Below are 19,161 nucleotides of genomic sequence, written 5' to 3'. Positions count from 1 at the left end.
GGACGCGATCGCCATGCTGTACGGCGACCGCGCGTTCACGGCTCAGGACGGTGGCTCGCCCACCCCGGGGAACGCCACATTCGCGAAGTTCGCGGTCGCGATCACGGCGAGGGCGTCGCCGGGCACCACCCGCACCTCCACCTCCACCACGGTGGAGCGCCGCCCGCTGTGCACGATCCGGGTATAGGCCCGGGCCGCGCCCTCGGTGACGGCGCGCAGGTAGCGGATGTTCAGGTCGGAGGTGACCACGCCGGTGCCGGCCGGCCGGGTGGCCAGTGCGGCGGAGCCCGCGGCGACGTCGACCAGGGTGGCGAGCAGGCCGCCCTGGATTCCGCCGGACAGGTTGACGTTGTGCGGCGCCGCGGGGAGTTCCCAGTACTCGGTGCCGTCCTCGGTGACCCGGCGGAAGCCGATGTGGTTCATCAGGTCGCCGATCGCTTCGAGCGCTGTCATCGTGAGCTCCTCGCTGTGGTGCCCTCGGCATCGAGCAGCGCGCGCAGGGCGGGAAGGTCGACCTTGCCGGTGCCGCCGCGCGGGACGAGGTCGTCGGAGTCGAGCGGCAGCCAGATCGCCGGGATCTTGAAGGCGCTGAGCACGCCGCGGGCGGCGGCCCGCAGCTCGTCCGGGGTCGTCTGCTCCGCGCACACCACGGCGGCGGCGATGCGCGGGCCGGGCAGGTCGGTGACGTAGGCCTGGGTGATCGCGGGGAGCGAGCGCAGCGCGCGCTCCACCTCGCCGGGGTAGACGGTGGCGCCGCTGACCTTGACCATGTCGTCGGAGCGGCCGTGGTAGAAGAGGAATCCGGCGTCGTCGAGGCGGCCGAGGTCGCCGGTGCGGTAGTAGCCGTCGGGGGTGAACAGCTCCTCCCTGGTGCGTCCGCAGATGCCGCGCATGATGTGCGGGCCGCGGATCAGGATCTCCCCGATCTCCCCGGGTTTCGCGGCTTCGATGCGGATCTCGGTGCCGGCGAACGGCCGCCCGCAGCTGCCCTTGGCCTGCTCGGGCATATCGGTATCGGCGGGGTATCCGCAGTAGGGGCCGAAGGATTCGGTCATCCCGAACAGGTTCGCGCGTGCGCCGGGGGCAGCGCGCAGCTCCGGTGGCAGTAGGGCCTCGAGGCTGCCCGGGCGTAAGGCGGATAGGTCCGCGCCCGCCGCCTCGACTTCGCGGGCGAGGGCTGCGGCCTGATCCGGCCAGCCGCGGAACAGGGTGACGCGCTCGCGTTCCAGCAGGCGCAGGGTGGTCGCCGGGTGCGGGATGTCCTCGGTGACGAGGGTGGCGCCCGCCAGCAGCGCGGACAGGATGCCGCCGCCGAGGCCGCCGACCCAGAAGAACGGCATCGGCAGGTACAGGCGGGTGTCGGCGGTGATACAGCGGTCGGCGAGCCCGGCGCGCACCGCGCCGAGCGCGCTGCCGTGCGCGTGGATCACCCCCTTCGGGGTGCCGCGGCTGCCGGAGGTGAACAGGATGGTCAGCGGGTCGGCGGGGGTGACGGTCGCGGCCAGGCCCTTGGCAACGGCGGTAGCTGCGGCGTCCCCGCGCAGTGCGGCGGCCTCGGCGGTCGTCCACACCGTGCGCAAGGCCGGGACGTCGGGGTGCAGGATCGGCGCCGTGAGCGGGGAGTCCAGTGCCGCGCGCAGATCGTCGAGGTAGCGGTGGCCGCGGAACTCCTCGGCGGTGATCAGCACTTGGACCGAGGCGGTGCGCAGCTGTGCGAGCAGCTCCGGTGGGGTGAGCAGGGTGGAGAGCGGGACCAGGACCGCACCGATCCGGGTCAGGGCGAGCGCGGTGCGCACCCAGCCGGTGTTGTTCGGGGCGAGCAGCCCGACCCGGGTGCCGGTGCTGATGCCCGCCGCCACCAGTCCGGCGGCGAGTTCGGCGGTGGCGGTGTCGAGTTCGCCGTAGGTGAGGCGGCGCTCGGGGTCGATGACCGCCTCCCTGTCCGGATGGGCGGCCGCGGCGGCGGTGAGTACCGCGTCGATGGTGACCGGCGGCGCATCACCGGGCATGGTCGGCTCCGGTGGTGGCGGCCTCGGTGGCAGCCACGGCTCCGGGCACGGCGCGGAGCTCGGCGTTGCCCGCGCGGTCGGCGAAGTGCTGCCGCACCGCACCGAGGTCGGCCTTGCCGGAGGGGGTGCGCGGGATCTCCGGCACCACCGCGATCTCCGTCGGCACCTCGTACCCGGCGAGCCGGTCGTGCAGGAAGGCGGTGAGCCCCTCGGCGTCGGCGTGCGCGTCGGCGCGCAGCTCCACCATCGCCACCGGCGTCTCCCCGAGCCGCGGGTCGGGGCGGGCGACCACGGCGGCGCCGCGCACCGCGGGGTGCGACTCGAGCGCGCCGCGCACGTCGTCGGGCAGCACCTTGAAGCCGCCGCGGATGATGGCCTGGTCGGCGCGGCCGAGGATCCAGAGGAAGCCGTCGTCGTCGAGCCGGGCCAGGTCGGTGGTGCGGATCCAGCCGGCATCGGGGCCGAGCTGACCGGGGACGACCTCGAGCAGCCCCGGCTCGCCCGGCGGCAGCGTGCTGCCGTCGTCGGCGACGACCCGCAGCGCGGCGCCGCCCTGTGCCCGGCCGACGCTGCCGCGCTTGCGCTCCCAGAACTCGCGGTGGTCGGCGAGCGTCCACCCCGCCACCCCGCCGCCGAACTCGGTGGCTGCGTAGGAGGTGAGCACCGGAATGCCGAACTTCTCGTAGAAGGCGTCGGCATCCGCCGCGGCCAGGGGCGCGGTGCCCGAGGTGACGACCGCGACGCTCGCCAGATCCTCGCGGGTCAGCTCGGAGTGCAGCACCATGCGCAGCGCGGCGGGCACCAGCGACACCGCGCGCGGCCGGTGGGTGCGGACAGCGCGCGCCCAGGAATCCAGCTCGAAGCGCGGCAGCAGCACGAACGGCCGCGCTTCGGCGACGCACTGCAGCACTCGGTAGACGCCGCCGATGTGCACCAGCGGCGCGTTCACGATCGCGACGCCCGCGCGCGGTTCGACCGGGTCGGGCATGGTGCGGAAACCGGGCCCGATCACGCTGTGCGCCAGCATGTCGTAGCCCAGGTCGATGCGCTTGGGCGGGCCGGTGGTGCCGCTGGTGAGCATGCGCACCGCCACCCGGCAGGAGAGCGGGTCGACCCCGTACTCCGGGATCGGGCCGGTGAACAGCCCGGCCAGCGAGCCGGTCGGGGTGCCATCGGGCACCACCGCCGCCAGGTCGCCTGGCAGCCCGAGTACCAGCGGCAGGTCCAGCTCGATCAGGTCGGCGCGGGTGCGCTCCTCGCCGCGGGACGGATTGATCGCGACCACGGTGCCGCCCGCGCCGAGCACGCCGAGGAAGGCGGTGACGTGCGCGGGGGTGTTGCGCAGCAGGATGCCGATCGGCGCCTGCCCGTCGACGGCGTGCGCGCGGGTGAGCGCGGCGATCCGGGCGGCCGGCCCGGCGAGCTCGCCCCAGGTGTGCCAGTGGCCGTCGAACTCGATCGCGGGGGCGTCCGGGCGCAGCGCGAGCACGGCGGCGAGGCGGCGGATGAGGGGATGGACGGAGGTGCTCATCAGCGGATCCTCGGTTCGGTGGGGGCGGGTGCGCCGCGCGCGGCGAGTTCGGCGGTGCCGAGCGGGTTGCCGAGCCGGGTGTAGATCAGCCCCTGGTCGAGGGCGGCGCGGTACGGCTTGTCCAGCGATTCCCAGATCGCCTTGACGGTGCCCTGGGTGGCCGACGGCGGTTTCGCGGCGATAGTCGCGGCGATTTCGTGCGCTCGCGCCCAGAGCTCGGCCCTTGGTACGACCTCGGTCACCAGGCCGATGCGCAGTGCGGTCGCGGCGGAGACGCGTTCGTCGTTGCCGAGCAGGGCGATGCGCAGTGTCTCGCCGAGCCCGACCCGGCGCATGAGCCCGATGGGCTCCAGCGCGGAGACCAGTCCGGCCGAGACGTGCGAGTCGAAGAAGGTGGCATCTTCGGCGCAGAGTACGATGTCGGATTCGTTGACGAAGTAGAACGCGCCCGCGGTGCAGATGCCCTGCACGGCGCAGACCACCGGTTTCCACATCTTCTGCCACTTGGGGCTGAGCAGCTCGCCGGGATCCTCGTGGTGCCAGATGCTGTCCGGCTGGCCGTAGCTGGACTTGATGTCGAGACCGGCGCTGAAGGCCCGGTCGCCGGCGGCGCGCAACACCACGGCGTGCACCCGGTCGTCGGTGCGCAGCGCCTGCCAGATCCGGGCCAGCTCCTCGCACATGCGCCGGTCGAAGGCATTGAGCCGCTCCGGCCGGTTCAGGGTGATGGTGGCGACCTTCGCCGCGGTATCGATGTCGAGCAGGACGGTGTCGTACCCGGCGCCCGCCGCCTGTGTCGTCGGGGAGCCATTCGTAGCCGCGCTCATCGGGCCTGCCATTCGGGGGATCGTTTCTCCACGAACGCTTTCGGGCCTTCGAGTGCGTCCTCGGTGCGGGTGACCCGCTCGCGGAAGGATTCGGCCAGCATCTCCGCCTCGTGCAGCGGCAGGTCGAGCCCCTTCTGGATGGCGAGGCGGGTGCCGCGCACGGCGAGCGGCGCGTTCCGGTTGACCAAGGCGGCGATCTCGTGCGCGCGCTCGAGCAGCCGGTCGTGCTCGACCACCTCGCTGATCATGCCGAGCTCGTAGGCGCGGGCGGCGCTCATCCGCTCGTGCTTGCCCATGATCGCCATGCGCAGCGCCACCGAGCGGGGCAGTACCCGGGCCAGCCGCACCACCTCGCGCCCGGCCACCAGGCCGATGCTGACGTGCGGGTCGAAGAAGGTGGCCTGGTCGGAGGCGATCACGATGTCGGAGGTGGTCACCCAGTCCAGTCCGGCCCCGCAGCAGATGCCGTTCACGGCGGTGAGGATCGGCTTCGCCATGGTGCGGAACGGGGGCGTGCCCTCCTGCGGCGCCTCCCACTGCTCGTAGGTCGACAAGTACGGCCGCTCGTTGAGCACCTTGCCGTCGCCGGGGATCGCCTTGACGTCGGCGCCGGTGCAGAAGGCCCGGCCGGTGGCGGTGACGATCAACAGCCACACCCGGTCGTCGTTCTCCGCCTCGGCGTAGGCGGCGCGCAGCTCGGTGATCATGTGCGGGCTCAGCGCGTTCAGCGCCTCCGGCCGGTTCAGGGTGACGGTGGCCGTATGCCCCTCGACCTCGTACTTGATGGAGTCGTACGGCATGGGTGTCCCTTCGTCGGTGCTCATCGGCCCTCGAATTCCGGCGCGCGGCGATCGCGGAAGGCGGCGAGGCCCTCCTTGAAATCGCGGGTGCGGCAGGCGAGTTCGAGGGCGAACAGTTCATTGGTCATGGCCTGTGGCAGGGTGGCGTGCAGGTTCTGCACCAGCGCCTGCTTGGCCAGCCCGAACGCCACGGTCGGCGCGGCGGCCAGCCGGGCGAGCAGGGTTTCCGCGGCGGCGTCCGGGTCGTCAGCGGCCTCGTGAATGAGCCCCCACTCCGCGGCCGTGGCACCGTCCACCTTCTCGCCGAGCAGCAGCATGCGGCGGGCGCGGGCGAGCCCGGTGAGCCGGGGCAGCAGCCAGGTGGAGCCGGAGTCGGGGCTGAAGCCGCGGTCGAGGAACGGCTCCCAGAAGGTGGCATCGGTGGCGGCGACGGTGAAGTCGGCGGCGAGTGCCAGGTTGCAGCCCAATCCCGCGGCCCAGCCGCGCACGGTGGCGACCACCGGGAGCTGCACGGTGTGCAGCAGTTCGATCACCCGGTGCGCGGTGTGCGGGACCCGGCGCAGCACCGAGCCGGTGCGCGGTTTGGCGTCCCCGGTATTGCCGGAGACCCAGTCCACGCCCGCGCAGAAGTGCTCGCCGGCGCCGCGCAGGTGAATCGCGCGCAGGGTGTCGTCGGATGCGGCGGCGGTCAGCGCGGTGACCAGGGTCTCGACCATATCCGGGGTCAGCGAGTTGCGCCGCCCCGGCCGGTCCAGGGTCAGCCGCAGCACCGCACCGTCCCGCGCCACCGTCGTCACCGCATCGCCCACAGCCACCCTCCGATCCTTACTGAGATAGATACAGTAGACAATACCGTTGCTTGTCTGCCAAGGTGGGCGTGAGCCCGAGGAGGAACGAGGCCCGCATGGAGATCCATTTCGGCGAGCGCCCGCTGGCCCAGACCGAGGCCGCGGCGTCCGCGCTGCGCCGCCTCACGGCGCTGCTGCTCTCTCAGGAGCGGCCGCAGGCGGTGGTCGAGGAGATGCTGCCGCGCTTCGCGGAGTGGGAGCGCGCGCTCGCCGCGACCGCCCCGGCCGACGCCAGGCCGCGGGTGGGCGATGCCGAGGACGATCCGGAACGCCGGATCTACCTCGACCACGCCTTCGACATCGGCACCTACAACCCGTCCTTCCCGGAGTACGTCTTCGACGCCGTCGACCCGGCATCGGCGACCGGGCGGGTGAGCTTCCCGGTCACCTTCGAGGGCCCGCCCGGCCTGGTGCACGGCGGCTTCCTCGGCGTCTTCTTCGACTGCGTGGTCCAGCAGCACAGCTGCGCGGCCGGCGTCACCGGCAAGACCAGGTCGCTGACGATCACCTACCGCCGCCCGACCCCGCTGCTCACCGAGCTGAACTTCGCGATCGCGCGCACGGCCACCGAGGCGGGCATCGAATCGCAGGCGCTGCTGCGCCACGACGACGAGGTGCTGTGCCGCGCGACGGTCGCGACCGTCGCGGCGACGCCGGAGCGGCTCACCGGAACCAGATACGGCCGCCGCCGGCCGACGACCGAGAGGATCCCGCGATGACCAGCGCCGCTGACGGCCGCGTCCGCTACGAGGTGGACGACGACCGCCGGATCGCCACCATCACGCTCAACAACCCGGAGCGCCGCAACTCCTACGACGCCACCATGCGCGACGGGCTGGCCCGCTTCCTCGACGAGGTGGCGGCGGACGACGACATCACCGTCGTCCTGCTGCGCGGCGAGGGCGGGGTGTTCAGCACCGGCGCCGACATGAACAATGCCTACGGCTGGTACGGCGAGGGCAATGGCGCCGCGCCGAAGAAGAGCAGGCCGAGCCAGCGGCGCAGGCTCACCGTCGACCGGAAGTCGTTCGACTTCTACCACGAGTTCCTCGGCTTCCCGAAGGTCACCGTCGCCGAGGTCGGCGGCTTCGCGCTCGGCGGCGGGTTCGAGATGGCGCTGATGGCCGATATCGCCGTCGTGGGGCGGGACGCGCGGCTCGGGATGCCGGCCACCCGCTTCCTCGGCCCGGCGCTGGGCAGCCTGCACATGTTCTTCCACCGCCTCGGGCCGGTGCTGGCGCGGCGGCTGCTGCTCACCGGTGACATCGTCGAGGCGGGCACGCTCGAGCACCTGGGGGTGTTCACCGAGACCTGCGAGCCGGGGCAGGTGACGGCGCGGGCGCGGTACTGGGCGGAGAAGGCGGCGAAGATGCCCGCCGACGGCGTGGTGATCGCCAAGGAGGCGTTCCGCCTGGTCGAGCAGAGTCAGGCGTATCAGGGGGAAGAGGTGGCCAGCTACCTCTTCCACGCGTTCGGCACGAACCTGCAGTTCGCCGAGGGCGAGTTCAACTTCGTCAAGACGCGGGCGCAGCACGGGACGCGCGAGGCATTCCGGTTGCGGGACGAGCACTTCCACGTGCCCGAGCCGTGAACGCGACCGTGCCCCGGCCGAATTCGACCGGGGCACGGGAAGCTACGGATCAGGAGGCGGCGGCGGTGCGCCGGGTGCGCGCGGCGGGCGCCTTGGTCGCGGTCCGCTTCGCGGCGGCCTTCTTCGCCGGGGCCTTGGCCGGCGCCGCGGTTTCGGCCGCGGCCTTCGCGGGCGCCTTCTTTGCCGGGGCGGCGGGCGCGTCGCCCGCGATCACCCGGCTCGCGTGGTCGAGAATGCACTCCAGCCCGTACTCGAAGTTCCGATCGTCCGGCGCACCGCTGCGCCGCCCGCGCGCCATGGCCTCGGCGAGCAGCGGCGTCGTCTCCGGCTCGATGGCGATGTCCTCGTAGTACGCGGACGCCTCCGCCTCGAGTTCCTTGTTCTTGTCGTAGAGCCGCTGCAGTACGACCGAGCCGCGCACGTGCAGATTGATGGCGGAATAGAGGTCGAAGGCGTCGTCGACGGAGAATCCCGCTTTGACCAGAGTGTTGATGGCGCGCTCGATTCCCTGCGCGCCGAGGCGGGCGGCATCGCGGCTGAGCGCGGAGCGGATGAGAATCAGATCGCAGAGAATCGGATTGCCGAGAAAGGTTTCGCGCATTGTCCGCGCGTGATTGCGCAGGGTCTCGCGCCAGTCGTCGGCCTCGACGAAGGGGGCGGCGAAGGCGTACTGGCTCAGCGCCCGGTCGGTCATGGCGTTGAGCAGGTCGTCCTTCTTGCGGAAGTACCAGTAGATGCTGGTGACACCGACGTCGAGGTGTTTGCCGAGCAGTGGCATGCTCAGCCCGTCGATGGAGACCTCTTCAGCGAGTTCGAAGGCGCCCTGGATGATGTCCTCGGGATTGAGCGATCCTCGCTCGCGGCGCTGCCGCTTCACGGGCGTTGCGCGCTTCGCCATCGCCGAACTCACTTCCTCTGCGGTGCTCGGTGTTTCCGGCCTCCGGCGCCGCCGGGGAAATGCCGGAAGCGGATCATCGAAATCCGCACGGTAGATGCTACCACGGGGTTTACCGTTCGGTATTTCCGACGGTGCCGCGGCATTCCGATTTTTCGATAATGTATCTCAGGTCACATTTACGCCCGCATTTCCGTTCGCCCCCGGAAATACCGGCTCGCGTTTCTCCAGGAAGGCGGCGAACGCCTCGAGCACGTCCGGCCCGGTGAGATTGACGGCCTGGGCCCTGGTCTCGGCGTCGAGCGCCTCGTCGAGCGTCCGGTCGGCGCCCGCGGCGAGCAGCGCCTTGGTCTGGGCGAGCGCGGTGGGGGCGCCGGCCGCGAGCCGCCCGGCGAGTTCGGTGGTGAAGGCGTCGATCTCGGCTTCCGGCCGCACCCAGGTGACGAGTCCGAGCGCCAGCGCCTCCTCGGCGCCGATCGCTTCGGCGAGCAGGGTGAGCCGCTTGGCCTGCTGCAACCCGACCAGCCGGGGCAGCACCCACGACCCGCCGCAGTCGGGGGAGAGCGCACGGCGGGTGAAGATCTGGCAGAAGCGGGCGTCGGGCGCGGCGACCACGAGATCGCAGGCGAGCGCGAGGTTCCAGCCCGCGCCGTAGGCCGGGCCGCGCACCTTGGCCACCGTCGGCACCGGGAGCTCGTGCAGCCGGCGCACCACCTCGTTGATGCCGCGCATCTCCTCGGCCGGGTCCGGGAACTCCTCGACATCGACGGTGGCGGTGAGGTCGGCGCCGCCGGAGAAGGCGCCGCCGGCACCGGTGAGGACGACCGCCCGCGCCCCGCCCGCGGCGATCTCGGCAAGCTGTTCGCGCAGTGCCGCCCACAGCGCACGATCGAGGGCATTGCGCCGGTCCGGGCGGTTCAGCGTGAGGGTGCGCACGCCGCCGTGCTGCTCGGCCAGGAGTACGGTCATGGCGTTCCTTCCGGAGCGATCCCCGCCGCGCGGAGCGCTGCGATCTCGTGCGGTGTGAAACCCGCTGTGCGCAGGATGGAATCGGTGTGTTCGCCGAGCGCGGGGACGGCTTTCATCGGCGCGGTCCAGCCCTCGATCACCGGGGGCGGGAGCAGCGCGGTCACGGTTCCGCCCGGACTCTCGACCGGCCGCCACCGGTCCCGCTCCGCCAGCTGCGGGTGCGCGTTGACCTCGGCGGGGGTGTTGAACCGGGCATTGCCGATCCCGGCCGCGTCGGCCCGGCGCAGGATCTCGGCCAGCGGCAGCCCCGCGCACCACGCGGCGAGCGCGGTGTCGAGCTCGGCCCGGTGCGCCACCCGGCCGGCATTGCTCGCGAAGCGGGGGTCGGCGGCCAGCTCGGGCCGGGCGAGCAGCTCGGTCGCGAGCCGCTGCCACTCCCGGTCGTTGGTGGTGCCGAGTACCGCGGTGGCCCCGTCGGCGGTCGGGTAGGCGCCGTAGGGGGCGACCGCGGGCGAGCCCATGCCGACCGGCGGCTGCTCGGTGCCGCTGTAGCGGGCGTGCGTGAGCGGGTAGCCCATGAGCTCGGCCATGGTGTCGAACAGGCTCACCGACGCGGCCGCGCCGCCGCGGCGGTAGAGCAGCGCGAGGATGGTGATCGCGGCGTAGAGCCCGGCGGTGACGTCGGCGACCGGCGGCCCCGGCTTGGCGGGCGCGCCGGGGAAGCCGGTCACCGCGCAGGCGCCCGACTCGGCCTGGATCAGCAGGTCGTAGGCGCGCTTGTGCGACAGCGGCCCGCCGGCGCCGTAGCCGTCGATCTCCAGCGCGATCAGCTCCGGGTAGCGCCGGCGCAGGTCGGCGGGGGCCAGGCCGCGCCGGGCCAGCGCGCCCGGCGCGAGATTGGCGACGAAGACGTCCGCCGTGGCCAGCAGCCGGTGCAGCACCGCGAGGCCATCCGGCGCGGTGAAGTCGAGCGCGATGGACTCCTTGCCCCGGTTCGCCCAGACGAAGTGCGCCGCCTGCCCGTGCACCACGTCGTCGTAGTGCCTGGCGAAGTCGCCGCCGCGCGGGTTCTCCACCTTGATCACCCGCGCGCCGAGGTCAGCCAGCGTGCGGGTGCACATGGGCGCCGAGACCGCCTGCTCCAGCGCGACCACGGTGACCCCGGTCAGCGGGCCCGCCATCAGATCACCAGCCCGCCGTCGACCGGCAGCACCTGGCCGGTGACGTAGGAGGCCGCGTCCGAGGCGAGGAAGACGAAGGCGTTCGCGACCTCGGCCGGTTCGGCCCAGCGGCGCAGCGGGATTCGGGCCAGGGTCTGCTCGGCGAAGCGTTCGTCGGTGCGGATGGTCTCGGTCATCGGCGTTGCGGCGGCCGGGGCCAGCGCGTTCACCGTGATCTGCTTGCGCGCCAGCTCCTTGGCCAGCGACTTGGTGAGCCCGACGATGCCTGCCTTGGCGGCGGAGTAGTTCACCTGGCCGAGCGCGCCGGTGAGCCCGGCCGAGGAGGTGACGTTGATGATCCTGCCGGTGCCGTCCTGCGGCAGGTACTCGAGCGCGGCTTTGGCGCAGCGGAAGGCCCCGAGGACGTGGATGTCGAGCATGGCGAGCACCGATTCCTCGGTGGTCTTGGCGAACATCGCCGGTGCCGTCGCCCCGGCATTGTTGACTACGATGTGCAGGGTGCCGCCGGTCAGCGCCGCCGCGCGGGCCGCCGCGGCACTCGCCGCTGCGCCGTCGCGCACATCGAGCGCCGCCGCCTCCGCGATGCCGCCCGCGTTCGTGATGCGCTCGGCCGTCCCCGCGGCGGCGGATTCGTCGAGGTCGGTCACCAGGACCGCGGCGCCCCGGGCGGCGAGGGCGACGGCGACCGCAGCGCCGATCCCGCCCGCCGCCCCGGTCACCAGCGCCGAACGTCCGGACAGATCGAAGGGGTCGCGCTCGCTCACCCGGCCACCTCGAACGACACCGGCAGCGCGGTGGGGGAGCGGAACGGCTGGCCGAAGATGTGCGGGTCGCCGTCCGCCAGCAGGGTGATCCCGGTGAGCCGATCCAGCAGCACCTCCAGCGCCACCCTGGTCTCCATGCGGGCCAGGTGCAGCCCGAGGCAGGTGTGCGCGCCCGCCGTGAAGCTGATGTGCGGCAGCCGCTTGCGGTGGATGTCGAACTCCTCGGCGCGTTCCCAGCGGCCCTCGTCGCGGTTCGCCGAGCCGAGCGCGATATCCAGGGTCGCGCCCTTCGGGATCGCCACCCCCTCGAGCTCGGTGTCCCTGGTGACCGTGCGCTGCACCAGCGTCAGCGGGGTCTCGTAGCGCAGCCCCTCCTCGATGGCGGCGCCGAGCAGCCTGCGGTCGGCCTGCACCGCCGCGAACTGCTCGGGGTGGGCGAGCAGCAGGTAGAGCAGGTTCCCCGAGGAGCGGTAGGTGGTCTCCAGGCCGGCGGGCAGCAGCAGCCGCAGGAACGAGTAGATCGCCTCGTCGGTGAGCTGCTCGCCCTCGATCTCGGCGGCGACGAGGTCGCCGATGATGTCGTCGGTGGGCTGGGATCGGCGCTGGTCGATGTGGCCCTGGAAGTACTCCTGCAGCGCGCCCGACGCCTCGAAGGCGGCCTGGTAGTCACCGGTGTAGCTGATGATGTCGACGGCGGCCTTGCGGAAGAACGGCAGGTCCTCCTCCGGGAGTCCGAGCAGCCGGGCGATCACCCGGGTCGGGAACTCGAAGGTGAACTCGCGCACCAGGTCCGCGGTGCCGCGCTCGGCGAACTCGTCGATGAGCGCGGTGCAGATCGGGCGCACGATCTCCGGTTCCCAGGTCTGCAGCGACTGGGGCTTGAAAGCCGCCGCCACCAGGTTGCGGTGCGCCTTGTGCCTGGAGCCGCTCATGGCGAGGATGGTCGGGCCCATGAACACGCCGATGGTGCTGTCGTAGAGCTTGGAGCTGAAGGTCTCGGTGTCGCGCAGGGCGGCGTTGGCGGCGGTCCAGGAGAGCGCGGACCAGGAGTCGCGCGGCCGGAACTGCTCCGGCGTGCGGGTGTAGTCCATGACGCCGCCGTGGTAGACGCCGTGTTCGCGGCGGTGGGCGGCGAAGAAGGGATAGGGATCGCGGAGATCGATCTCCCGTACGGGGCTGTTCACAGTTCACCTTTCGAGTAGTGCGCGGCTACAGCGCGAGCGGGCCGCCGACCGACATCGGGGCGACGAAGCCGCCGTCGACGTGCAGGTCCTGGCCGTTCACCCAGCGCGCCGCCGGGGAGCCGAGAAAATCGATCACCGGGACGATGTCGGCGGCGGTGGCGTGCCTGCCGACCGTGGCCTTGACCACGTCGAGCACGTCCTTGCCCATCGAGGTCTCGAAGTCGCCGAGAATCGGGGTTTCGGTGGGGCCGGGGCTCACCGAGTTCACCCGGATGCCGTACTTCTGCCACGCCGCGAGCGCGAGGCGTTTCACGTACAGAACCGCAGCCTGCTTGGACGTGCTGTACACCGGGTAGTTCGGGTCCTGGTCCGCCTGCCACGCCCGCACCGCGGCTTCGTCGGTCGCCGCGAGCAGCCCCTCCAGCTGGGCGATCCGCTGCTGCCATCCGAGCGCGGCCACCGAGGCGACGGTCACCACCGCACCGCCGGTGCGCAGCAGCGGCAGCATGCCCTCCACGGTGCGCCGCATGCCCAGGTAGTTCACCGCAAGCACGTCGGCGACGGGCGCGGTGCCTGGCACGCCCGCGACGTGTGCGAGCAGATCCCAGCCGTCGCCGATGCCTGCCAGCAGCTCGGCGATCGAGGCGGGGTCGCGCAGGTCACAGCGGCGGTGCTCAGCGGCCGGGGTGTCGTTGTCCCTGAGGTCGACGGCGAGCACGTGCTCACCGGCCTCGTGGAAGTGCGCGGCCGTCGCGGCGCCGATGCCGGACCCCGCCCCCACCACCACGATTCTGCGCTGTGCCTGCGCCATGCGAACACCACCGTCCGGATCGTTCTGAAACACTTACGGAATGCTTGACAGTAAGCTCGACTATAAATCACGCTGACATCCGAGACAACGAGCCCCGAAGGACGGAACAGCCCAGATGAGCACGCCGATCGTCGACGAAGCCGCGAAGGTACTCGCGGAGCCAGCTGCCTACACCGACGAGCCGCGTCTGCATGCCGCGCTCTCGGAACTGCGCGCCAACACCCCGGTGTCGTACGTCGACGTCCCCGGGTACAAGCCCTTCTGGGCCATCACCAAGCACGCCGACGTACTCGCGGTGGAGCGCAACAGCAAGCTCTTCTCCAACTGGCCGCGCCCGGTGCTGATGTCGGCGGAGTCCGACGAGCAGCAGGCCGCCGTCGGCATCCGCACCCTGATCCACATGGACGACCCGCAGCACCGGGTGGTGCGCGCCATCGCCGCGGACTGGTTCGGCCCGAAGGCCATGCGCGCCATGGACCTGCGCATCACCGAACTGGCCAAGCGCTACGTCGACCGGATGCGCGATGCAGGCGGCGAGTGCGACTTCGTGCAGGAGGTGGCGGTCAACTACCCGCTGTTCGTGATCATGTCGCTGCTCGGCGTCCCGGAGTCGGACTTCCCGCGCATGCTGAAGCTGACCCAGGAGCTGCTCGGCAGCGACGACGAGGAGTACCAGCGCTCGGCGGTCTCGCAGGAGGAGAAGGTCGGCGCGCTGCTCGACATGTTCGCCTACTTCAACGAGCTCACCGCGGCCAGGCGCGCCACCCCCACCGAGGACCTGGCCTCGACCATCGCCAATGCGCGGATCGACGGCGAGCCGCTCTCCGACATCGACACGATGTCGTACTACGCGATCATCGCGACGGCGGGCCACGACACCACCAGCGGCACCATCTCCGGCGGCATGCGCGCCCTGGCGGAGAACCCGGACCAGCTGGCCCGGCTGCAGGCCGACCTGTCGCTGCTGCCGCAGGCCACCGAGGAGATGATCCGCTGGGTCACCCCGGTCAAGGCGTTCATGCGGACCGCGACCGAGGACACCACCGTCCGCGGGGTGCCGATCGCGAAGGGCGATTCGCTGCTGCTCTCCTACATCTCGGCCAACCGCGACGAGGAGGCCTTCGACGACCCCTTCCGCTTCGATGTCGGGCGCGAGCCGAACAAGCACGTCGCCTTCGGCTTCGGCATCCACTTCTGCCTGGGCGCGGCGCTGGCCCGGCTCGAGGTGAACCGCTTCTTCGCCGAGCTCATCCCGCGGCTCACCTCGGTGGAGCTGGCCGGTGAGCCGGAGCTCATCGCGACCACCTTCGTCGGCGGCCTCAAGCACCTGCCGATCCGCTATTCCCTCCGCTGAGAGAGGCCCCGATGAGCTGGAAGGAAACGCTCGAGGACCTCGACGGGCGCCGGGAGCGCTCGGCGGCCATGGGCGGTGCGGAGCGGGTCGCGAAGCATCGGGCCAAGGGCAAGCTGGACGCGCGGGCCAGGGTCGCTCACCTGCTCGACCCCGGCACGTTCCAGGAGTTCGGCGCGCTGGTCGGCGGCGAGATCGCGGCCGACGCCATCGTGACCGGGTCCGGCCTGATCAACGGCACCCCGGTGATGGTGGGGGCGGAGGATTTCACGACGGTGGCGGGCACCATCGCGCCGGGCAGCAATGCCAAGCGGTACCGCCTGGCCGAGCTGGCGGTGCGCAACAAGGTGCCGCTGGTGATGCTGCTGGAGGGGGCGGGTTTCCGCCCCACCGGCGCGCACTACGGCCGCACCCCGACCGATCTGCTCGCCCAGGCGCAGTGCTCCGGCAAGGTGCCGATGGTGACCGGTGTGCTCGGCCCGTCGGCCGGGCACGGCGCGCTCATCGCGCCGGTCTCGGATTTCGCGATCATGAGCCGCCAGGGCTCGATCTTCACCGCGGGTCCACCGGTGGTGCGGGAGTCGACCGGGGAAGTGATCAGCAAGGAGGATCTCGGCGGGCCGGATGTGGCGGTGCCGAGCGGGTTGATCCACAATCTCGCCGAGACCGACGAGGACGCGCTGGACGAGATCCGCCGCTACCTCTCGTACTTCCCGTCGAGTGCGTGGTCCTACCCGCCCGCGCTGCTCTCCGACGACTCGACGGAGCCGCGCGCGACCCCGGAGCTGCTGGAGATCATCTCCAGGGACAACCGCAGCACCTACGACATCCGCACGGTGCTCGACGTCGTGTTCGACACCCCGGACTGGTTCGAGGTGCAGCCCGGCTACGGCCCGGCCATCGTGTGCGCGCTGGCCCACCTCGGCGGGCACCCGGTCGCGGTGGTCGCCAACCAGCCCGAGATCCTGGCCGGCTCCATCGACACCGCCGCGGCCGAGAAGGCGGCGCACTTCATCGCGGTCGCGGACTCGTTCCACCTGCCGCTGGTGTTCCTCGCCGACAACCCGGGCATGCTGCCGGGCAGCGAGTCCGAGCGCGCAGGCGTGCTGCGGGCGGGGGCGAAGATGTTCGTCGCGCAGACCACGGCGAGCACCATCAAGCTGCACCTCACGCTGCGCAAGGCGTACGGGTTCGGGTCGATGGTCATGTCGCTCATCGGTTTCGACAACCAGACCGCCGCCTACGCCTACCCCGGCGCCACCATGGGCGCCATGAGCGCCGCCGCGCTCGGGATCGCCTCCGGCGCGGAGGAGGAGGTGGCCGCGCAGCTGCGCGATATGGAGTTGCTGGCGTCGTACTACTCCGCCGAGCACATGGGCTTCGACGAGATGATCCGCCCGGAGGAGACGCGCACCGCTCTGCTCACCGCGCTGCGCCGCGGCATCTTCGGCCGTCAGCAGGTGGCGGAGCCGGTGCTGCGCACGGCTATCATGCCCTGAGTCGTACGCCGCGTGGCCGGTGGCACCACCCGTGCGGGGGTGCCACCGGCCACTGCTCGTTCAGCGGTCGGCGTCGGTGTAGCGGATGATGCCGCGCAGGTCGTGCCCGCCGAGCAGCTCGGCGTAGGCGTCGTTGATCTGCTCCAGCCGGTACTCCCGGACCGGCGTCTCCGCGAGGTCGATATCCCCGAGCTTGTGCAGCGCGAGCACCTCGGGGATGTCGTGGTGCGGGTCGCCGCCGCCGTAGAGGCTGCCCTGCAGGTTCTTCTGCAGCAGCGGCACCAGCGACAGGTCGAGCTTCAGGTCGGCGGTCATCACGTCGGCGCGGGCGGTGAGCACGCAGGTGCCGGCCCGGGCGGTGATGCGGAGCCAGTCGTCCAGCTCGTGGCCGTCGTAGCGTCCGGTGGTGACGACGACCTTTTGGCACATGCGGCCCCCGGTGCGCTCGGCGATCCCCTCCGTCGCCGACCCGATATCGGGGTAGACCTCGGTGGCGCCGAACTTCACCGCCCGGTCCCGCTTCCACCGCGCCGGCTCGACGACGAAGATCTGCCGCGCCCCGGAGAGCACGGCGCCCTGCAGTGCCGAGGCCCCGACTCCGCCGAGGCCGATGATCGTCACGTCCTCGCCGGGCGCGATCCTGGCGGTGTGCACGGCCGAGCCGTAGCCGGTGGTGATCTGGCAGCCGGCCAGGCAGGCGATGTCGAAGGGAATGGACGGGTCGATCTTCACGACCGAGGCACGGTGCACGACCGCGTACGGGGCGAAGGTGCCGACCAGCGACATGGGGTGCACCGGGCGGCCGCGGGCGTGCACCCGGAAGCTCCGATCGGTGACCGAGGTGCCCGCGAGCAGCCCGGCGCCCAGGTCGCAGAGGTTGTGCACCCCCGCCTGGCAGGACGGGCAGCGCCCGCAGGACGGCAGGAACGAGGTGACGACGTGGTCACCGACGGCCAGGTCGGAGACCCCGGCCCCCACCTCGGTGACGACGCCCGCGCCCTCGTGCCCGCCGAGCACGGGGAAGGCGCTCATCGGGATCGCGCCGGTGACCAGGTTGTGGTCGGCCCGGCAGAGCCCGGCCGTCTCCATCCGCACCGCGACCTCACCGGCCCGCGGCTCCCCGATCTCGATCTCCTCCACCGACCACGACGTGTCGAGCCCCCAGAGCACAGCGCCTTTGGTTTTCATCCGAGTTACCGTCCCGAACCTTGTGTGAACCCTTACCGATAGGTATACAGTAACAGCGTCAGCCGGGATCTTCGTGGAGGAATGCAGTGACCGAATGGACCATCGGCACGGTGCTCGACGCCGTGGCGTCGGCGGTGCCGGAGCGGACGATGACGGTGTGCGGCGAGCGCCGCAGCACCTTCGCCGAATCCGCCGAGCGCACCCGCAGGCTCGCGAACTTCCTCGCCGACCGCGGGCTCGGCCTGCACACCGAGCGCGCCGACCTGGAGCGCTGGGAGTGCGGCCAGGACCGGGTCGCGCTGCTCATGCGCAACGACCTCTACCTGGACGCGATGATCGGCTGCCTCAAGGCGCGCACCGTCCCGGTCAACGTCAACCCCAGCTACACCCCGCACGAGGTCGGTGAGCTGCTCGCCTACCTGCGGCCGAGCGCGATCGTCTACCACCGGGCCTTCGGGCCGGTGCTGGCCGAGGCGGTGCCGGACCTCGCCGAGCTGCTGCTCGTCGAGGTCGAGGACGGCAGCGGCGCACCGCAGCTGCCCGGCGCCGTCGCCTTCGAGGAGGCGGTGCGCAGCGGCGACCCGGACCGGGTCATCGAGACATCCCCCGACGACGTGGCGATGTTGTGTACGGGCGGCACCACCGGCAGGCCCAAGGGTGTGCTCTGGCGGCAGGCCGACCTGTACGTCTCCTCCATGAACGGCGCCGACCACGAGTCCATCGACGTGCTCCACGGTTTCGCCCGCGCCACCGGCCAGTCCTGGTTCGCCATGTCCCCGCTCTCACACGCGGCGGGCATCTTCACCGCCTGCGCCGGGCTGCTGGCCGGCCAGACCATCGTGCTCTACGACGACCGCAACCGCTTCGACGCCGCACTCGCGCTGGAGACCGCGGAGCGGGAGCGGGCCGCGCTGCTCACCATGGTCGGCGACGCCTACGCCGCACCCCTGGTCGCCGCGCTGCGCGAGCGCTCCTACGACCTCTCCGGGCTCTTCGGCATCGGCACCGGCGGCGCCGCCACCAACCCGGTGTACAAGCGCGCGCTGCTGGAGCTGCTCCCGCACATCATGATCATGGAGGGCTACGGCTCCTCGGAGACCGGCGGCATGGGCTTCGGGCGCAGCAGCAAGGACAACCCGGTCGAGACCTTCTCGCCGATGCCGGGCGGCACCGCCATCTCCGCCGACCGCTCCCGCTTCCTGGAGCCGGGGGAGAGCGAGGTCGGCTGGGCGGTGCGGGTCGGGCGGGTGCCGCTCGGGTACTTCGACGACCCCGAGGCCACGCTGCGCACCTTCCCCGAGATCGACGGCAAGCGGATGGCGGTGCCGGGCGACCGGGTGACCGTGGACGCCGACGGCACGCTCCGGCTGCTCGGCCGGGACTCGCTGGTGATCAATACCGGCGGCGAGAAGGTCTTCGTCGAGGAGGTCGAGGAGGTGCTGCGCGCCTGCCCCGGCATCGCCGACGCGCTGGTGGTGGGCCGGCCGAGCCCGCGCTGGGGGAGCGAGGTCGTCGCGCTGGTCTGCACCGAATCCGGTGCGATCCCGGTGGCCGAGCTGCGCGCCGCGTGCCGGGAGAAGCTGGCGAACTACAAGATTCCCAAGGATTTCCTCGCCGTGCCCGCGGTGCGGCGCCTCGGCAACGGCAAACCCGACTACCGGTGGGCGGCCGAGCAGGCCCTGGTGTCCGCCGCACGAGAAATCGGAGCCTGAT

General features: G+C 71.8%; 18 protein-coding genes. 5 read left to right on the top strand and 13 right to left on the bottom strand.

Features of this window, described 5'->3' with window-relative positions; genetic code table 11:
• Window positions 1-42 precede the first annotated feature (42 nt).
• The 6 genes from ACFUUZ_RS10845 to ACFUUZ_RS10820 are packed head-to-tail and all read right to left on the bottom strand — an operon-like array spanning window position 43 to window position 5,982.
• A complete protein-coding gene (locus tag ACFUUZ_RS10845) occupies window positions 43-453 on the bottom strand; it encodes a PaaI family thioesterase (RefSeq protein ID WP_378694784.1) in 411 nt (136 codons plus the stop codon).
• Complete coding sequence (locus ACFUUZ_RS10840) at window positions 450-2,009, bottom strand: class I adenylate-forming enzyme family protein (RefSeq protein WP_378694782.1); 1,560 nt, start codon at window positions 2,007-2,009, stop codon at window positions 450-452. Before ACFUUZ_RS10840 ends, ACFUUZ_RS10845 begins: the two co-directional genes overlap by 4 nt.
• A complete protein-coding gene (locus ACFUUZ_RS10835; protein ID WP_378694780.1) occupies window positions 1,999-3,540 on the bottom strand; it encodes a class I adenylate-forming enzyme family protein in 1,542 nt (513 codons plus the stop codon). The genes ACFUUZ_RS10840 and ACFUUZ_RS10835 overlap by 11 nt, the downstream gene beginning before the upstream one ends.
• Window positions 3,540-4,367, bottom strand: coding sequence for an enoyl-CoA hydratase/isomerase family protein (locus ACFUUZ_RS10830; RefSeq protein ID WP_378694778.1), 828 nt, complete (start codon window positions 4,365-4,367; stop codon window positions 3,540-3,542). The genes ACFUUZ_RS10835 and ACFUUZ_RS10830 overlap by 1 nt, the downstream gene beginning before the upstream one ends.
• Window positions 4,364-5,167, bottom strand: coding sequence for an enoyl-CoA hydratase/isomerase family protein (locus tag ACFUUZ_RS10825; RefSeq protein ID WP_378694928.1), 804 nt, complete (start codon window positions 5,165-5,167; stop codon window positions 4,364-4,366). The genes ACFUUZ_RS10830 and ACFUUZ_RS10825 overlap by 4 nt, the downstream gene beginning before the upstream one ends.
• A 20-nt stretch (window positions 5,168-5,187) precedes the next feature.
• Entirely contained in the window at window positions 5,188-5,982 is a 795-nt protein-coding gene (locus ACFUUZ_RS10820; RefSeq protein ID WP_378694776.1) for an enoyl-CoA hydratase/isomerase family protein, read from the bottom strand.
• An 89-nt stretch (window positions 5,983-6,071) separates the two neighbouring features.
• Here ACFUUZ_RS10820 and ACFUUZ_RS10815 point away from each other — a divergent pair, with 89 nt between their 5' ends.
• Window positions 6,072-6,734 (top strand): PaaI family thioesterase, encoded by a 663-nt coding sequence (locus ACFUUZ_RS10815; RefSeq protein WP_378694926.1) that lies wholly within the window; start codon window positions 6,072-6,074, stop codon window positions 6,732-6,734.
• Entirely contained in the window at window positions 6,731-7,606 is an 876-nt protein-coding gene (locus ACFUUZ_RS10810) for an enoyl-CoA hydratase/isomerase family protein (protein ID WP_378694774.1), read from the top strand. Before ACFUUZ_RS10815 ends, ACFUUZ_RS10810 begins: the two co-directional genes overlap by 4 nt.
• A 49-nt stretch (window positions 7,607-7,655) precedes the next feature.
• On the opposite strand, the gene ACFUUZ_RS10805 is transcribed toward ACFUUZ_RS10810, so the two are convergent.
• From ACFUUZ_RS10805 to ACFUUZ_RS10780, 6 genes are all read right to left on the bottom strand, one after another.
• Window positions 7,656-8,504: a TetR/AcrR family transcriptional regulator C-terminal domain-containing protein gene (locus tag ACFUUZ_RS10805; RefSeq protein ID WP_378694773.1), complete on the bottom strand. Its 849-nt coding sequence runs from the start codon at window positions 8,502-8,504 to the stop codon at window positions 7,656-7,658.
• 165 nt (window positions 8,505-8,669) lie between these two features.
• Window positions 8,670-9,470 carry an enoyl-CoA hydratase/isomerase family protein gene (locus ACFUUZ_RS10800; protein ID WP_378694771.1) on the bottom strand — a complete coding sequence of 267 codons (801 nt, stop codon included), beginning with the start codon at window positions 9,468-9,470 and terminating at the stop codon, window positions 8,670-8,672.
• Window positions 9,467-10,651 carry a CaiB/BaiF CoA transferase family protein gene (locus ACFUUZ_RS10795; RefSeq protein WP_378694769.1) on the bottom strand — a complete coding sequence of 395 codons (1,185 nt, stop codon included), beginning with the start codon at window positions 10,649-10,651 and terminating at the stop codon, window positions 9,467-9,469. Before ACFUUZ_RS10795 ends, ACFUUZ_RS10800 begins: the two co-directional genes overlap by 4 nt.
• Complete coding sequence (locus tag ACFUUZ_RS10790) at window positions 10,651-11,415, bottom strand: SDR family NAD(P)-dependent oxidoreductase (RefSeq protein ID WP_378694767.1); 765 nt, start codon at window positions 11,413-11,415, stop codon at window positions 10,651-10,653. The genes ACFUUZ_RS10795 and ACFUUZ_RS10790 overlap by 1 nt, the downstream gene beginning before the upstream one ends.
• Window positions 11,412-12,599, bottom strand: coding sequence for a cytochrome P450 (locus ACFUUZ_RS10785; protein WP_378694765.1), 1,188 nt, complete (start codon window positions 12,597-12,599; stop codon window positions 11,412-11,414). The genes ACFUUZ_RS10790 and ACFUUZ_RS10785 overlap by 4 nt, the downstream gene beginning before the upstream one ends.
• A 25-nt stretch (window positions 12,600-12,624) precedes the next feature.
• Complete coding sequence (locus ACFUUZ_RS10780; protein WP_378694763.1) at window positions 12,625-13,410, bottom strand: coniferyl-alcohol dehydrogenase; 786 nt, start codon at window positions 13,408-13,410, stop codon at window positions 12,625-12,627.
• A gap of 115 nt (window positions 13,411-13,525) precedes the next feature.
• Between ACFUUZ_RS10780 and ACFUUZ_RS10775 the strand changes: the two genes are divergently transcribed.
• Together ACFUUZ_RS10775 and ACFUUZ_RS10770 are read left to right on the top strand one after the other, a co-directional pair.
• Complete coding sequence (locus ACFUUZ_RS10775; protein WP_378694761.1) at window positions 13,526-14,764, top strand: cytochrome P450; 1,239 nt, start codon at window positions 13,526-13,528, stop codon at window positions 14,762-14,764.
• 11 nt (window positions 14,765-14,775) lie between these two features.
• Window positions 14,776-16,260, top strand: coding sequence for an acyl-CoA carboxylase subunit beta (locus ACFUUZ_RS10770; RefSeq protein WP_378694759.1), 1,485 nt, complete (start codon window positions 14,776-14,778; stop codon window positions 16,258-16,260).
• 60 nt (window positions 16,261-16,320) lie between these two features.
• On the opposite strand, the gene ACFUUZ_RS10765 is transcribed toward ACFUUZ_RS10770, so the two are convergent.
• Window positions 16,321-17,448, bottom strand: a complete 1,128-nt coding sequence (locus ACFUUZ_RS10765) for an NDMA-dependent alcohol dehydrogenase (protein ID WP_378694757.1) — start codon at window positions 17,446-17,448, stop codon at window positions 16,321-16,323.
• 86 nt (window positions 17,449-17,534) lie between these two features.
• Between ACFUUZ_RS10765 and ACFUUZ_RS10760 the strand changes: the two genes are divergently transcribed.
• The gene (locus ACFUUZ_RS10760) at window positions 17,535-19,160 is read left to right on the top strand and encodes an AMP-binding protein (protein WP_378694755.1); all 1,626 of its coding nucleotides are present in this window, start codon (window positions 17,535-17,537) and stop codon (window positions 19,158-19,160) included.
• The last annotated feature ends 1 nt before the right edge of the window (window position 19,161 follow it).

Source organism: Nocardia sp. NPDC057353 (assembly GCF_042667085.1).
Taxonomy (GTDB): domain Bacteria; phylum Actinomycetota; class Actinomycetes; order Mycobacteriales; family Mycobacteriaceae; genus Nocardia.
This window is presented reverse-complemented; position numbering and strand designations above follow the sequence as displayed.